The sequence below is a fragment of the Piscinibacter sp. XHJ-5 genome (assembly GCF_029855045.1).
Classification (GTDB): Bacteria; Pseudomonadota; Gammaproteobacteria; order Burkholderiales; family Burkholderiaceae_C; genus Albitalea.
Genome location: NZ_CP123228.1, coordinates 4,673,294 through 4,688,132, shown reverse-complemented (window position 1 = coordinate 4,688,132; position 14,839 = coordinate 4,673,294). Strand labels below are relative to the sequence as shown.

At 70.1% G+C, this 14,839-nt stretch carries 12 protein-coding genes; 5 read left to right on the top strand and 7 right to left on the bottom strand.

What is annotated here, in order from left to right:
• Nucleotides 1–102 precede the first annotated feature (102 nt).
• Nucleotides 103–1,224 (bottom strand): fatty acid desaturase, encoded by a 1,122-nt coding sequence (locus P7V53_RS22075; protein ID WP_280151665.1) that lies wholly within the window; start codon nt 1,222–1,224, stop codon nt 103–105.
• Between the two features lie 232 nt (nt 1,225–1,456).
• On the bottom strand, nt 1,457–4,939 hold the full coding sequence (locus tag P7V53_RS22070; protein WP_280151664.1) for a CHAT domain-containing protein: 3,483 nt from the start codon (nt 4,937–4,939) through the stop codon (nt 1,457–1,459).
• Between P7V53_RS22070 and P7V53_RS22065 the strand changes: the two genes are divergently transcribed.
• Nucleotides 4,861–7,008, top strand: a complete 2,148-nt coding sequence (locus P7V53_RS22065) for a protein kinase (RefSeq protein ID WP_280151663.1) — start codon at nt 4,861–4,863, stop codon at nt 7,006–7,008. The genes P7V53_RS22070 and P7V53_RS22065 overlap by 79 nt on opposite strands.
• Before the next feature lie 17 nt (nt 7,009–7,025).
• Here the strand turns inward: P7V53_RS22065 and P7V53_RS22060 are convergent, their stop codons facing one another.
• Nucleotides 7,026–7,856 (bottom strand): hypothetical protein, encoded by an 831-nt coding sequence (locus P7V53_RS22060; protein WP_280151662.1) that lies wholly within the window; start codon nt 7,854–7,856, stop codon nt 7,026–7,028.
• A gap of 109 nt (nt 7,857–7,965) precedes the next feature.
• Complete coding sequence (locus P7V53_RS22055) at nt 7,966–8,229, bottom strand: hypothetical protein (RefSeq protein ID WP_280151661.1); 264 nt, start codon at nt 8,227–8,229, stop codon at nt 7,966–7,968.
• Nucleotides 8,230–8,397: 168 nt separating this feature from the next.
• On the opposite strand from P7V53_RS22055, the gene P7V53_RS22050 reads away from it, so the two are divergent.
• The 4 genes from P7V53_RS22050 (at nt 8,398) to P7V53_RS22035 (ending at nt 11,307) form a co-directional block, all read left to right on the top strand.
• Entirely contained in the window at nt 8,398–8,958 is a 561-nt protein-coding gene (locus P7V53_RS22050) for an ECF-type sigma factor (RefSeq protein ID WP_280151660.1), read from the top strand.
• A 121-nt stretch (nt 8,959–9,079) separates the two neighbouring features.
• Nucleotides 9,080–9,580 (top strand): GNAT family N-acetyltransferase, encoded by a 501-nt coding sequence (locus P7V53_RS22045; RefSeq protein WP_348273483.1) that lies wholly within the window; start codon nt 9,080–9,082, stop codon nt 9,578–9,580.
• A gap of 193 nt (nt 9,581–9,773) precedes the next feature.
• Nucleotides 9,774–10,784, top strand: coding sequence for a tripartite tricarboxylate transporter substrate binding protein (locus P7V53_RS22040; RefSeq protein ID WP_280151658.1), 1,011 nt, complete (start codon nt 9,774–9,776; stop codon nt 10,782–10,784).
• A gap of 13 nt (nt 10,785–10,797) precedes the next feature.
• On the top strand, nt 10,798–11,307 hold the full coding sequence (locus tag P7V53_RS22035; protein ID WP_280151657.1) for a gluconokinase: 510 nt from the start codon (nt 10,798–10,800) through the stop codon (nt 11,305–11,307).
• A gap of 46 nt (nt 11,308–11,353) precedes the next feature.
• Here the strand turns inward: P7V53_RS22035 and P7V53_RS22030 are convergent, their stop codons facing one another.
• From P7V53_RS22030 to P7V53_RS22020, 3 genes are all read right to left on the bottom strand, one after another.
• Nucleotides 11,354–13,057 carry a hypothetical protein gene (locus P7V53_RS22030; protein WP_280151656.1) on the bottom strand — a complete coding sequence of 568 codons (1,704 nt, stop codon included), beginning with the start codon at nt 13,055–13,057 and terminating at the stop codon, nt 11,354–11,356.
• Nucleotides 13,058–13,275: 218 nt separating this feature from the next.
• Nucleotides 13,276–14,049: a hypothetical protein gene (locus P7V53_RS22025; protein WP_280151655.1), complete on the bottom strand. Its 774-nt coding sequence runs from the start codon at nt 14,047–14,049 to the stop codon at nt 13,276–13,278.
• 85 nt (nt 14,050–14,134) lie between these two features.
• Nucleotides 14,135–14,818: a hypothetical protein gene (locus P7V53_RS22020; RefSeq protein WP_280151654.1), complete on the bottom strand. Its 684-nt coding sequence runs from the start codon at nt 14,816–14,818 to the stop codon at nt 14,135–14,137.
• Nucleotides 14,819–14,839 lie beyond the last annotated feature (21 nt).

Sequence of the window (14,839 nt, the reverse complement as noted above, 5' to 3'; positions counted from 1 at the left end):
GTCTCCATTCATTGCGCGATGTGTCCAGGGCTGGCAGGAGGCGCATGGCCTTCACCGCATTTCGCCCCGGCGCGGTCAGGGTTGTACCGCCTTTGGCGAGGCCTAGCGTACACCTCGCGCTGATGAAGGGATCGCCTCGCGCGGCAGGCGCGACAACGCCGCCAGGTTCTCGTCGATCGCGCGGAACAGACCCCAGGTCTCGCCATAGTTCATCGGATAGCCGGGGCAGCCGGCATCCGGGTCGTCCTGCCGCGCGTGCGCGTACTCGGTCCAGCGTGGCGAAGAGGGCCGGCGGTGATGGAAGTCGTGGCATGGCGCATCCGCGACCAGCACCACCATGCGAACCAGCAGTTGCACGGTCAGCATGTCGGCCCACCAGCCGGTCCAGGCGAGCAGGCCGCGCAGCGTGGCGGTGTCGTGAACCGGCGGCGCGGAACCGGGGAACACCCCGAGCGTGGCGCGGCACAGGAACGCCTTGTCCCGGTCGCCGGCATGCGCCGCATCGGGAAAGCGGTGCTCGATGAGGATGCGTCCGACGGTGGTCAGCTGCAGCAGCAGCGTCACCGGCAGCACCCAGAGCACGAGGAACGGTGTCAGCCACCCTGCCGCCGCGCATCCTGCCGCAGTCAGCGCCCAGAGCGACACGCCCACCGTGTCGTGCAGGCCGTCTCCCGACATCCACGACATCTGCGCCCGGCGCAGCAGGAAGCGGGCGTGGAAGCGCGGCGACACCAGGCTCGTCAGCACGCGGCGCCAGAGCTGCCGCTTGGGCATTTGCGGCTCCAGCCGGCACAGGCCGAGCACGAAGTCGGTGAACTCGTCCGCCTCGGTGAGGAGGGTGCGCACGTTGTGGTGACGCATGTGCTCGTGCCGGTAGCGGTCGAAGTGCCTGAACACCAGGAGCGCGGAGACCAGCCGGCCGACGAGCCGGTTGCGATGGCGATCGGCGAAAAGCTGGCCGTGCGCACACCGGTGGAACACCGCGATCTGGAACAGGCTCACGCCGGCGGTCGTCATCACCAGCGAGAGCGCGATCAGCGCGGCCGAGGCGAGGCCGTGGACCGCGAAGCCCACGGCGCCGACCAGCAGGCCGAGCACGGTCCAGGCCTGCGCCTCGAGCAGGAAGGTCCACGGGGCGCGTGCGCGCGCCCGCTCGCCGGGCGCAGGTCGGCCGGTGAGCCAGGTGAGGAGCGGCTGCACGGCGCGCGGGAGTCGCCGCGCCATGGAGGCGCGAGGGTCGGTGCGGGGTACGGACATGGAGCGGGTCGCGGCAAGAGGGTCCAGCCGTCACCTACGAAGCAGGCACGGGCGGGGACGCGTCGGGGCCGTCCCGAGAACGAGGGGGCGTGCGCCAGCGAAGGACCCGCTGCGATCGATCCGCGTCGCGTCGATGCCGGCGTCATCAGGCCGGGCCGGTGTGCCGCCGCAAGGGCCGGCCGCGCTGTCCGGCTGATTGCTATTGCGCGCCGTAGAGCACGAAGCCCGCCCAGTGCAGAGGGTCGACGTACGAGGCTTGTCGCGCGAGCTCGCGCTTGGCGCGCGACAGTGCCACGGCCGGCGTCGCACCCTGGCGCAGATGGCGGAACATCCTGGGAATGAGCTCCGCCGTGCTGCGGTCCGGCACGCTCCACAACGAGACCACCGTGTGGCGGTTGCCAGCCGCCATCAGCGCCAGCGGCAACCCCATCACGCCGCTGCCTGCACGCACCGGGCCGACACCCGTCTCGCACGCCGACAGCACGGCAAGCTCGCTGTCCAGGCGGTACAGCGGCAGCTCGGCGGCCGTCAGGTAGCCATCGTGCTGGAGCGTGCCCGGCTGGCGCAGCACGATCGACGACAACGAGGGATGCGTGTACGACAGGAAGCCGTGCGTGGCGAAGAGCAGGTATCGGAAGCGTGACAGCGCTCCGCTTGTGTTGAGCTTCGCGAGTCGCTCCTCCGAGGCCTCGTCGCCCGTCAACAGCGCCGCGGCAGGGAAGAGCCGAGCAACCTGCCTGAGCTCCCGTTCGGCCCCGGGCAGCGGCGACCAGCGCATGCCCATGGCGTCGAACGCTCTGCGCGCCGCTTGAGGATCCTGTGCCAGTGTCGCCACGGCGGCGTTCTGCGCGGCCGACCGGACAGCCGCCGCCGGCAGGTTCCGATGGACCGATCCGGCCTCGGCATCGGCGGCGAAGCTGGGTGCGCCGACGCCCAGCAGCGCGCGCTGCCCGACCGGTGGGGGCTGCCGGCGTTGCAGCACACCGAACACCGAGAACGACTGAACGTAGCTGATGTCGTAGCGCTCGACGAGTCGACGACCGCCGATCGCCAGCGGTTCGAAGGGCAGGAGCGCCAGCGCTCCGTCGGGCGACAGGATCAGCCGTCGGGTTCGACGCGGGCAGGCCTTCACGGCGGGCTCGAGCACTCGGGCCAGCTCCTCGAATGCGGCCTCGCCGTTGGCGCCGGCAGGAGTGGACCAGGCATCGCGGGCCCGTTGGACCCACGCGTCGATGGACTTCGGCGGCGGCAGGGTCAGCCAGCGAATGGGTTGCCCAGGCGCGAGCACGAACACGCCGGCGTGAGCTTCCGCCATGACGAAGCTCAACAGACAGGCGCCAGGCGTCAACAGGCGCGGAACATCGCCCGCCGTCAGCACCGGCGCATCGGACACCGCGGCAAAGCGCGGGTTCTCGCGCTGAACGCGCTTGCGCAGCGCGAGATAGTCCTGTGACGCCGCTTCCCTGCGCGCACCGGCCGCGATGCGCGCGCCGAGCTCGGTTGCCGCCGCGGCTTCCGCCTCGGCCGTGCGGATTCGCAGGCGGGCGTCGGCCAGTTCTCGCCGCACCTTTTCGGGCAGGACCGGGCTGGCGTCGCCGGCCACCCTGCCCAGGGTGGCCAGCAGGACGCGACCCTTGAAGCGCTCGCTGAGGTCGAATGCCGCTTCCGTCTCGCCACGCTCCGCGCGCATGACGACCCATCGCAAATGCGGCGCTGCCCGGAACTGCTGGACCCAGGAGGCAGTGTCCTCGGAGAGTCCCGAGCGGTCGGCACGTTCCGCGAGGTCGACGAAGCGGGCCAGCAGCGCCTCGTGTCGCACCGGATCGCCCACGCGTTCGGCGGCGCGCGCGGCGACGTCGAGCAACGCGAGGGCGCGACGCTGATCGTCGATGCGGGCGATGCGCTCGACCGCGTCATCCAGAAGCCGACGCGCGCGTTCCCGGTCACCGGCACCGGCTGCGGCACCGGCGACCAGCGTGTAGGCGACGATCGTGAGCTCGCCCTCGCTGCCGAAACGGCGCTCGACCGGCGCCAGCAGGGCCTCGCCCACCGCCACCGCGTCGGCATGTCGATCGACGAGGTCGAGCAGTTCGACGTGATGGATGCGCGTGTTGAGCAGCTGTGGGTCGTCGGCAGGCAGCCGGCGTTGCGCGGCGGCCAGCTGGGGTTCGATCACCGCCAGCGCCTGCATGGGCTGGTGCAGCTCGCCCAGCACCAGCGATAGGCTGCGCCCGGAGATGAGTGCGACGCTGTGGCCGTCGCCATAGCGACGGCGATAGCCCTCGAAGGCCTGGCGGGCGAACGGTTCGGCCGCTTCGAGGTCGCCGATCTGGCGCAGGTTGTTCGCGTAGTTGTTGATGGCGCGCAGTCCGTCAGGGTGGTCGGCCCCGACGAGCTCGATCGTGAGCAGGTAGCTGCGCTGCGTGGCGAGCAGCCCTTCTGACAGGCGTCCGATGGACAGATAGGCCACGGCCAGTCGGTCATGCAGCAGCCCGGCGCGTCGCGAGGCGGGCTCGGTCAACCCGGTCGCCAAGCGTTCGAGCAGGGCGGCCGCCTGTTCCCGGCGCCCGGCGCCGATCAGCACCCGCGCCAGCATGAATTCGCAGTCCCAACGCGTCAGGTCACCCGGCGGCAATGCCGCTTGTGCGGCGGCAACCAAGGCCGAGGCGGCAGGCAGCGCGCGAGCGGCCCCGTGCAGGTTGGACAAGGCGCGAACGTGGAGCAGCTCGGCGCGCAGCGTCTGGCGCCGGGGAAGGGTCTTCGCCTGGCGCAGGACCGCCATGTCGGGATCGAGCGCGGCGAAGCTGTCGCCCGGTCGCTCGAGTTCGATGCAGGCCGCGGCCAGCTCGATCAATGCCTCCAGCGTCGCAGCGGAATCCGGACCCAGCCTCTCGCGCAGCGCCTGCCAGCGACGTTGAAGCGGCTGTGCATCGTTGTCACCGCCGGCTGCAATCGCCGCCTCCGACACCAGGGCCTGCAAGCGCTGCAGCAGCGCTGCCGACACCGGCGTCTGGGGCTGGTCGTCCAGCAGGGGACGCAGGCGTTCTTCGGCCTGGCGCCAATGTGCTTCTCGCTGCGCCAGCCCACCGGGCCGGGCAGCGGCTTCCTCGGCACTCGGCGCATCGGTCACCGCGTCGACCAGTGCCGCCGCTGCCGCATCGGGCAGCGCCAGTGTCAGCGTGGGCGGAGGCACCGCCTCGATGCGGCAGTCGGCCAGGGGCCACGACCCGGAGAGGGAGACGGCCTCGCGGTCGACACGCAGCGGCATCAGGCGCCCGTCGTCGATCAGCAGCACCGCGCGGAGCGGGTTCCGGGGATGCCGCACCCAGGCCCAGCGCTGTTCGGGACTCAGCAGACCCGCGCAGTCCGCTCCTTCACCCGACCACGATGGCGCCGCATGCGATGGCAGCCAGGCGGCTGCGCAGACGAACAAGATGCACAGCACGTGGCGGCGCAAGCCCGTTCGAAGCCGTTGCGGTGTCGTGCTCATCCGGATGCCCTCGCACCGGCAATCCCCACCGATAATTCCGCCCACGCAACGAAGGGGTTGCCTTGCCAGACGGGAACCGCACGGCCGGTCTTTCCCCTCTCGGGCCGGCCGAGATGAAGCTGTTGCTTCCGCTGCTCGACGAGGCGCTCGACCTGCCCGACGATGCCGCGCGACAGCGTTGGCTCGACGCACTGCCTCCGGCGCAGGCCGCGCTGGCGCCGCGGCTGCGCCAGCTGTTCGCGGCACGCACGCTTGGCATTGGAGTGCTGGGCCGCGACACCACGGTCGTTCCTCCGGCGGCGGTGCTTGCGCTGCGCGCCGGCGATCGCGTCGGCCCTTACCGTCTCGTGCGGGAACTGGGGCGCGGCGGCATGAGCGAGGTGTGGCTGGCCGAAGCCGATGATCGCCACCAGGTGGCGCTCAAGCTGCCGGCCGTGTCGTTGGCGAGCCAGCAGTTCCTCGAGCGTCTGAAGCGGGAGCGCGCCATCCTCGAGCGGCTCGACCACCCCGGCATCGCGCGGCTGATCGACGCCGGTGTCACCGATCGCGGACAGCACTACCTGGCCCTGGCCTATGTCGAGGGCCTTCCGCTCGACCAGCATGCCGATGCGAAGGGGTTGGACTTCGATGGCCGCATCGGGCTGGTGCTGCAGGTGCTCGATGCGCTGCATTACGCGCACGGTCGCGGTGTGCTGCACCGCGACCTGAAGCCCGCCAACATCCTGGTCACCGCGCGCGGCGAAGCGCGGCTGCTGGACTTCGGCATCGCCAAGATCCTGGTCGACGGGCAGGCCCACGAAACCGAGCTCACGGCGCGCTGGGGCCGCGCCATGACACCGGCCTACGCCAGTCCGGAGCAAAGGCTCGGCGAGGGCGTGACCGTGCGCTCGGACCTCTACGCAGTGGGTGTCGTGCTGTACGAGTTGCTCACCGGCACGCGGCCGTCGTGGCGCGACGCGGAGGAGACCGTGCCGCCCAGCCGCGCCATCACGCCCGGCGCCGCGGTGGCGAAGGTCGAAGGCGGCATCCGCGAGGCACAGCGGCGTCTGGCGGGCGACCTCGATGAAATCGTGGTGCAGGCGCTCGATCCCGATCCCTCCCGGCGTCCGGCTGATGCGCGTTGCATGGCGGACGCGCTGGCCCGCGTACGTGGGCGGCGCCCGCTGCACGGCCTGCCGCGCCGCGCATGGCGGACGCTGGGCGGCGTCCTGCACCGGCAGCGAGCCGCGCTGTGGGTGGCGGTGCCGGCCTGGCTGCTGCTGGCCGTCTGGCCCGCGGTGCATGACGCGGCCGCGCGCATCGACGCTGCCTTGACACCCCCGCTGGATGCGGAGCGTCGCGTGGTGCTGGTGACCATCGGCAGCGCCGATCACCGGCAACTGTTCGGCGGACACAGCCCGCTCGATGCCGGCAGGCTGCAGCAGCTGGTGCAACGCATCCTCGACGGAGGTCCGGCCACACTGGGTGTCGACATCGACACGTCGGCGCCGGCGTTCGCCGCGCTGCGCGGGACGCCTTCGGCGGCGCAGAACGTCATCTGGGCCCGAGACCTGGCGCCGAGCGAAGGCGCTGCCGTGCCGTCGCCACGCGGCGTGCACGGGGCGGATCACGCCGACGCGGCCCGCAGCGGACTGGCGCTGACCTTGGCCGAGGGCGGTCGTGTGCGCTGGTACACGCGTGCGGTCGACACCGCCGCCGGGCGGCTGCCCGCCTTCGGCCCGCTGGTCGCGGGCAGCGATGGCAGCGACACCGCGGTGCGCGCGATCCGCTTCGTCGCCACCGACCGGACCGAGCTTCCGGCGGGCGTCGTCCTGGCACCGGGCTTCGATTGGGCCGGACGCGTGCGCGGCCGCATCGTGCTGCTCGGCGGGCGCTACGACGGCACCGACGTTCATGCGACACCGCTGGGCGTGCAGGCCGGCATCGACATCCTGGCGCAGCTCGTCGAGACCGAGATCGCGGGCCGGGGATATCGTCGGCCCGGGTTCGGCACCCGGCTGGCGCTTGGCGTGGTGCCGCTGCTGGCCGCCGTCGCCACGATCGACCGGCTGGGCGCCGTGCGCGGCGCGGCCCTGGCGCTGGCCGCCAGCGGCGTGGTGATCGGCATCGGCTCGGGAGCGATGGCCGCCGCCGGCGTGCCGGTGCCCTGGTCGTATGCCGTGCTCTCGCTGCTGCCCGCCGCGCTGATGGGGGCGGTGATGGCGGCGGCCCACCGGCGACGCCAACGGCGCGGGTCTGGGGGTCGCGGTGCCATGACGTGAAGGGGGGCGCACGGCCATCACCGGACAGCGGCGAGTTCGTCGAGGGCGGCGCGCATCAGCGACTGGCGCTGCGCGGGGTCCAGCGCAGGCCGCCAGCTGTCCACCCGGGCCGTCCATTCATCGAGCCGCGATGCCGCGGCTCTCGCTTCGTCCTTGGGCAGCACGAGCACGCGCGCGCTGCGTGTCGGCTGCACGGCAGCGGCGCCAGGGCGACCCAGGACAAGGTCGTGGAGGCCGGGGCGCATCCCGGGCAGCGAGAGGGCCACGCGGGCCCCCTGCGACCAGTTCAACGGCGCGTCGGCGTCGAGCGGCGCACAGGGCGGTCGGCACTCCAGCGGATGCAGCGACACCGTGTAGCGGCCCGGGGGAACCGGCCTCAGCGCCGGAGCGATGTCGACCTCATCGCCGGTCGCCGCGAGAACGGATTCCATCGGCGCGCCGCCCGAGCGCGACAAGGTGGCCACGTAGCGCTCCGGCTTGCCTTCGATCCGCGCCATCAGGCGCTGCAGCCACGAGTCCTGGGAGTCGCTGTCCCCGGCTCCGTCCGGCGTCTGCACGGTGATCGGTCGGTCGCAAGCGCGGGGTTTGGCGCAGTCGACGGTCAGCACCAGCGCGCCGCCGCGGGCGGCGACAACGGCGATGCGATGGCGCGGCGTCGCGCCGAGCGGCGCCAGCCGGGCCATCGGCGGCAGGGGGCTGCCGACCACCAGCGGCGTGCCCGTGCCATGCGCGGACCATCTCCCCTCGATCGCCACCACATACGCGGCGATCGGGCCTGCATGCACCGACAAGACTGCCGCGGACCCGACGATGCCCGCGACCAGCGGCAGGAGATGGCGGAAATCCATGGCGGGGCAATCGTCGGTCAGCCATGGGCGCATTGCAAGCGCGCACGGGGGGCGCGCCGACGGCGCTTCCCACGCGGGCGACCGGCAGTGCAGGCAAGCGCCACCGTCCTCATCGCTCGTACGCTCCGATCGACGCCCCCGCGAGATCACGGTCGGACGAATCGCCGCCCTGCGGCGAGCTCATGTCCGGCGTCGGCGACGCCGAGGCTGCAGACGCCCGTTCGACGGGCGTCGCCACCACGGGTGGCGAGCGGGTGAAGTGCAGTGCCACCAGGCCGACGACGAGCAACACGACGACCAGGTAGTAGGCAAGCAGTGCCCACACCGGCGTGGCAGGGCGGAACGGACGAGCGTCATACGGGGCGCGGATCATGGCGTTCTCCTCGAGGTGCCCGCAGGCGTTCGCCGCAGGGCGAGCGACAAGGCCGCTCGTCCACTCGTACGCGAACCCCGTGCCGATCCGGCCATTCGTTGCGACCACTGCCGGCCTGCGACGCGCTTGCGCCGATAAACTGCATCCGCCACACCAGCGGAGCGCGGAATGTCGGAGGTGACCGAATTGCTGGGCGCAGCGCGCCAGGGCGATCAGGAGGCGGCCGGGCGCGTCTTCGCGCTTCTCTACGACGAACTGAAGCGTCTGGCGCGGTCGAGGTTGCGCCAGCATCAGCCGATCACGCTGCTGGACACCACCGCGCTGGTCCACGAGTCCTATCTGCGCTTCATCGGGCCCCAAGGGCTGCCGGTGACGGACCGGCACTACTTCTTCGCCTATGCCGCGCGCGTCATGCGCTCGGTGATCGTCGACCTTGCGCGCGCTCGTCTCGCCGAACGACGGGGTGGTGCTGCCAGGCACGTTCCGCTGGACACCGAGGCAGCGAACGCCGTGGCGGCGCCGGGCGGCGAGGACGAGGTGGTGCGCGTCCACGAAGCGCTCGAGGTGCTCGCCCAGGCGGACCCTGCGCTCGCGCAGGTGGTCGAGATGCGCTACTTCGGCGGCATGACGGAGCCGGAGATCGCGCAGGCCATGGGCAGTTCCGAACGAACGGTCCGACGGCAATGGGAAAAGGCCCGCCTCCTCCTGGCCGGTGCGTTGAGCGACTGACCGACAGGGTCCGCCGCGCACCCTTGCGGCATTCGTCGCGCTGATCCGACTGGTGGCCGGATTCCCGCCGGGCTTGCGTACGTCCCGGCACAGGCGGACACCTCGCCTGAAGGAGAGCCGGATGAATTGGACACTTCACCGCCTGTGTGCCGCGGACGCCGCACGGATCGAATCGCATCTGCTTCGGCTGGATACCGGAGATCGTTCGCTGCGGTTCGGCGGTGGCCTCGTGACCGACGCGACCATCCGCGCGTATTGCGCCAGCCTGCGATATGAGAGCGACATCCTGCTCGGCATCGAGGATCCTCGTGGCGACGTGGTGGGTCTGGCGCACGGCTGCGTCTACGAAGCCGGTGGTCAGCGTCGCGTCGAAGGGGCCTTCAGCGTGGACCGCGAGTTTCGCGGCAGGGGCCTGGGGTCGCGATTGATGGCGATGCTCGAAGTGCGCGCCCGCGCGAGCGGCGCCCAAGCATTGGTCGGCATGTGCGCCGTACGCAATCTGCCGATGCGCCGGATCTTCGAGCGCGCCGGTCTGGTCCTGAGGCGAGAGGACGACGAGCTGCATGGCCAGCGCGAACTGCTTGCCGCTGATCGGCGAGCGGCGCACTGCGCGTGGACCTGACCATGTCCTTGCGGAGATGAGGCCAGGGCAGCGCCAGACAGCGCTGTCCAAGCCGCATCCCATCCGACACGTGTGCCCCTTTCCCTCTGAAACTCATCGTGACACCGATGCGTGGAAACCCTGATGGGATTCTGGATAGCGCTGTCCTAGGATAGCGCTATCCAAAGTCGCAACACCGCTCACAGGAAACTCCATGATGACGACTCGCCTCGCGGCCACGCGCCGCTCCGTCCTGGCTGCCGCAATGGCGCTGGGCGTCACCTTGCTCGCGGCGCCTGACGTGCGGGCGCAAGCCACGTGGCCGACCAAGCCCGTCACCCTCGTCGTCGGCTTCCCGCCCGGCGGCCAGACCGACTTTGCGGCCCGCGTGCTGATGGCCGGCCTGCAAACCGGCCTGGGTCAGGCGGTCGTCATCGACAACAAGGCCGGCGTGAACGGCAACATCGGCGCCGTCGAAGTGATGAAGGCCGCACCCGACGGCTACAAGCTGTACGTGGGCAACGGCTCGATGACGATCGCGGCGCATGTGTACCCGACCGTCGGCATCGCGGACATGCGACAGATGACACCCATCGGCGTGATGCTGCAGTCGGCGCTGGTCCTTGCTGTTCCGGCCTCCTCGCCGGTCAAGACCTACGCCGACTTCGTCGAGCACGTGAAGGCCAGGACCAAGGCCGGCAAGGGCATCGACTACGGCACCGGCGGCGTGGGTGCGCTTCCGCACGTCACGATGGAGCTGCTGCGCGAGCGGCTGGGCAAGCCGCCGATGAACCACGTGCCCTACAAGGGCAGCGGCCCCGCGATGACCGACCTGATCGCCGGCCGGCTCGACGCGATGTTCGATGCGACTTCAGTCATCGCCCCTTTCATCAAGTCGGGCCAGTTGCGACCGCTGCTCGTCACGAGCGAGAAGCGAGTTCCTGCATTTCCCGACGTGCCCACGGCGGCCGAGGCCGGGCTCAAGGATTTCAACATCGTCTCGTTCATCGGGCTGTACGGTCCGCCCAATGTTCCCAGCGACGTGGTGAAGAAGGCCAACGCCGTCATGAACACGGCGTTGAAGGACCCGGCCATCACCAAGAACATCCTCGAGCGGGGCGACGAGCCCGGCGGCGGCACGCCGGAGCAGCTCGGCGAGCTCACGCGCCACCACTTCAAGACCTGGGGCGAGGTGGTCAAGGCCAACAACATCAAGGCCGACTGAGGTGACCGAAGCAGTGACCTGGATCGTTGTCATGGGCGTTTCCGGCTGCGGCAAGTCGCACGTGGGGGCGCTCATCGCCGAGGGGCTGGGACTGCCGCTGGTCGAAGGCGACGAATTCCACAGCGAGGACAACCGCGCGCGAATGCGCAGCGGCACGCCGCTGACCGACGCCAACCGTGCCGAATGGCTCGACGCACTGGGTGCGCAGCTCCAGTGCCGGCCCGCTGGCGCGGTGCTGACCTGCTCGGCACTCAAGGCGGCGTACCGCGACCGCCTGCGCGCCGCGGCACCGGGCCTGCGCTTCGTGTGGCTCGAACTCGACGCGGCCGCCGCGCAGGCGCGCGTGGCGCGGCGACCATCGCACTTCTTTCCGGCCGCGCTCGTCGCGACTCAATTCGACGCGCTCGAGCCTCCACTCCACGAGCCCGGGGTGCTTCGCGTCGACGCATTGCAGCCGCCGCAAGCGATCGCCGAGCGCGTGGTGCGCTGGGTGACCTCGCCCGGCCCGCCTTGTTTCCAGTGACCCCTGTGTCCGGGTGCCCCACCGACTGGGGAGGTCGGCCTCGGGATCAACGACTGGCGGCAGACGACGCGGCCACGGAAGTCAGTGCCGCCAGCTCCTCGCGATCGGCCTCCAGTTGGTGTGCCAACTGCCGCATGCCGAGTTCGAGGGCGTTCGGCAAGCGCGTGTGGAACTGCTCTTCTGCCGCCGCGAGTTGTTTCGGCTCGGACTTCATTCCGAATGGCAGGCCGCTGTCCGCGTGAGCCTGCATCGCGGCCAGCACGGCCGCGCCAACCGCCACATCCGTGAGCAGTGCCGGATCGAATGGCGCCGCGGTGGACGGTGCCTTGCGCTGCGGCGTCCAGGGGTCCACCCACTGTTCGACACGTTCCCAGAAGCGCCGCAACGGGTCGAACTCCGCCAACAGCGGCAAGACGAACTCCAGGGTCCAGCATGCTCCCCGCGCACGACGGAAGTAGGCATCGGCGAGCTGCGAAAGCGCACGTAGCTGTGGCAGACCGGGACGCACCAGGTCACGCTCACGCACCAGCGGATTCAGCTCGGAGAACTGGCCCGACTGCAGCATCGTGGCCAACGCTGCGTACAACATGAAGTGGCGGCGGTGCGCAGGGATCAGCCAATAGATGATGTTGCGGAAGTAGTGCTTGATCATCCGGTAGTGGTCGGGTTGTCCGGGGTTGAGAGGAGCCCGGAATCCGAGCCGCTTCGCCGCTTCGCCGCTTCGCGGATCGCCGACCAGGTTGATGTTGAAGAAGTGGTGCCAGGTCGCGTCGACCACCACACGTCCCATGCGGCGGCCAGCACGTTCGGCGCGGTGCCCGTCGAAGGCCCCGATGACTCCGAAGATGCGGCCGTTGACCGCAGGCTTGTAGGGAGCAAAGGTCTCGTGCCCCCCAATGACGGTCGCGTGTGCCACCACGACAGGAGAAAGCCGGCTGCCTCCCACGAGCGGGTACTCGTCCTGGTCGTAGCCGCCCGTCGTCACCCGCAAGTCGAGGTTCGCCGGAACCTCGCAATGTCCCTCGTGGGCGTGGTCGGGCAACTGTCGCACGATGCCCTCCGGGCTGCAGAGCAACGGATGTGGCCAGCGCTGGCGCAGGTAGCGCGTGTTTCGCACCTCGAACATGCGCGGCCGGATCGTCTGTGCGACGGTGTCCGACTGGTCGTCGAACTGGTAGTTGGCATTCGGGTCGGTCGGATCCGCGTCGAGTCCGGCACGCAGCGTGTCGTAGCGATCGCGAAGTTCGTCTTGAGTCGCCAGGCCCGGTGTGCCAAATGGCGCCGGTGGCTCGCCATTGGGCCCCGGGTTGCGCCAGTACCAGCGGCGCATGTTTCGCACCCGCGGCAGGCGTGCGCACAAGCCGGCGCCGAGGTCCTCGTGGTCGCCTGTCGCAAACACGCCGCCGCCCGCATCCATGAAACGCGCGATCGCGGCGACCTCGGCGTCCGTCGCATTGCTGTTCCGAGGCGTTGCGCCGGGCGAGAGCATGACCTGGTCGTCCCGCCGGATGGGGAACAACAGTATTTCGTCGTACTGCGATAGATCGTGCGACGCGAAATCGAAGTTGACGAGGTCCGCACCGACCGATGCAGCAGTCACGTTCTCGCGATGTGCCTTGGTGATCTCCACACCAAAGCCTTCCCAGGCAGTGTTCTGCAAGACGCCGACGAATTCGCCCAAGTGGAAGTCGTCGGCGAGGAATCCTCCGGAGTTATCGGTAACGATCAATACCTTCACGACGTGGCTCATGGCAATGTCTCCGATCTGCGCGCCTTGCTTGACATGCGAGGCGCGCTGCATTTGTAGGCGGCGATCGGTGCAACCGCATCCTCACTCCTTAGGACGAGCGGGCCGGGCCGTGGGCTCGAAGTGAGCGTCTTGCTCGCGCCCTATCGGTTGTGCTTGCTGCCCCGGTGGCGAAGCGCTTGCACGACGTGACCGCTCTTGCCTTTGTCGGGCACGTGGACTCAGTCGGGCGGGCCTGCTGCCGGTGCGCCGCGCGGCACCGTGCCGGCCACCAGGGCGCGGCCCATCGCGACCACGAACCAGAGCGTCACCACGGGGAAGATGACGGTGTGCACCAGGAACACGACGATGAGGTCGACCACCTGCCGCACGATGAGCTCGGCGGCCTGGGTCAGCTGCTCGGGCAGCTGCCGCACGTCGATGTCCCTGCGCCGCAGCATGTCGGACGCCTTGTCGATCTGTTGTTGCGCCACGGTGTACCGCTCGGCGAGATAGCCGCGATAAAGCCAGTCGCTCGCGAACGTGCAGCCGAGCACCGCGAAGCGCGCCACGGCCAGCACGAGCAGCACGCGCGTCCAGACCGGCGGCACACGACGTCGCCGCCACCACGACATACCCGCGAGCACCACGGCGGCGGTGAACGACAGCGAGAGCACCCAGTGCGCGCCGACCTGAAGCAGGAGCACCTGCAGCCCGAAGGCCACGATGGCGGTCAGCATCAGCGACGAGAACTGCTCGAGCAGGTCGTTGGCCGGGTCGAGCAACTGGCCGGGAGCGGTGATCACCCCCATGCCCGCCGGCGCCGCGCTCACCTGCGTGCCTTGCGCGGCCGAGACGAGAGCATCCAGGCCGCGCGCCACGGCATAGGTGGCCAGTGCGCGCTTCAATCCTGCCTCGGCCGTCTCGAGTGCGATGTGCTGGGGCTGCGGCAGCCACGCCAGGATGACGAGCGCAAGGGCGAGGACGGCGGCGGCGACGCTGCGCGGGCGGCTCATCAGCGGCCATTCCTTTCACGGCGTGCGTTGCTCATTCCAGGTCGGCTCATGGCTCATTGTGCCGTTGGCCCCGGCTGCAGCGCCCCTAGGTGCAGTCTGTCGCGGTGGCGGAGCAGGACACGGTGTACAAGCCGTTTGCGCCGCCCGGCGTGGCCCCGCGCGAGTGCAGCCGCTCTTCGCTCAGGTCCGTCCTCGTCAGCCGTTCCAAGGCCGAGAGCTCGTAGCCGCACGCGACGAACACCCAGTCTGCCGCCTGGTCGGCGTTGTTTCGGATCTTCTGCTCGGTCGTCGCCGCGATGTCAGGCGCCTGGTGCTTCAGCAGATGTCCGCCGGTGAACCCGGGCTGGTTCGCCATGGATCCGCTGAACGCAGCGAAGAACGCCCGCAGCTCGGCTTCCCGCCCGGCCGCCGGCGAGAAGCGCATCGTCAGCGCATGGCGCGCCACGCCACCCCCATGTGACTCCAGCACGTGACACTGGCTGCGGACCATGTTCCTGTGGTGCGGCATCAGGCGTTGGGACCATGGCGTAGGCGCATTCAGCCGCGCGACGTAGGGGGGCGAGGAGAGCACCTCGAACGCGTCCAGCTCGTACATCACGAACATGCCTCCATCGTCCGAGGCGCTGCTCCAGCGCGTCGCACGCCGGAAGCCCGGAATGCCCAGGCGCTCCGGGAAGTGCTCGTGGGCGTGCCAGTGCTCGAAGTCGGCTTTGACCTCGGGGGCGATATCCCACCACATTGCGAGCGCTGCCTTGCCGAGAAGCGACATGTCGTGTCCCTCAAACCGGAA

Coding starts and splice junctions, on each gene's coding strand:
- P7V53_RS22075 (WP_280151665.1), bottom strand. CDS start 1,224: ATGGCGCGGCGACTCCCGCGCGCCGTGCAGCCGCTCCTCACCTGGCTC.
- P7V53_RS22065 (WP_280151663.1), top strand. CDS start 4,861: ATGAAGCTGTTGCTTCCGCTGCTCGACGAGGCGCTCGACCTGCCCGAC.
- P7V53_RS22060 (WP_280151662.1), bottom strand. CDS start 7,856: ATGGATTTCCGCCATCTCCTGCCGCTGGTCGCGGGCATCGTCGGGTCC.
- P7V53_RS22055 (WP_280151661.1), bottom strand. CDS start 8,229: ATGATCCGCGCCCCGTATGACGCTCGTCCGTTCCGCCCTGCCACGCCG.
- P7V53_RS22050 (WP_280151660.1), top strand. CDS start 8,398: ATGTCGGAGGTGACCGAATTGCTGGGCGCAGCGCGCCAGGGCGATCAG.
- P7V53_RS22045 (WP_348273483.1), top strand. CDS start 9,080: ATGAATTGGACACTTCACCGCCTGTGTGCCGCGGACGCCGCACGGATC.
- P7V53_RS22040 (WP_280151658.1), top strand. CDS start 9,774: ATGATGACGACTCGCCTCGCGGCCACGCGCCGCTCCGTCCTGGCTGCC.
- P7V53_RS22030 (WP_280151656.1), bottom strand. CDS start 13,057: ATGAGCCACGTCGTGAAGGTATTGATCGTTACCGATAACTCCGGAGGA.
- P7V53_RS22025 (WP_280151655.1), bottom strand. CDS start 14,049: ATGAGCCGCCCGCGCAGCGTCGCCGCCGCCGTCCTCGCCCTTGCGCTC.
- P7V53_RS22020 (WP_280151654.1), bottom strand. CDS start 14,818: ATGTCGCTTCTCGGCAAGGCAGCGCTCGCAATGTGGTGGGATATCGCC.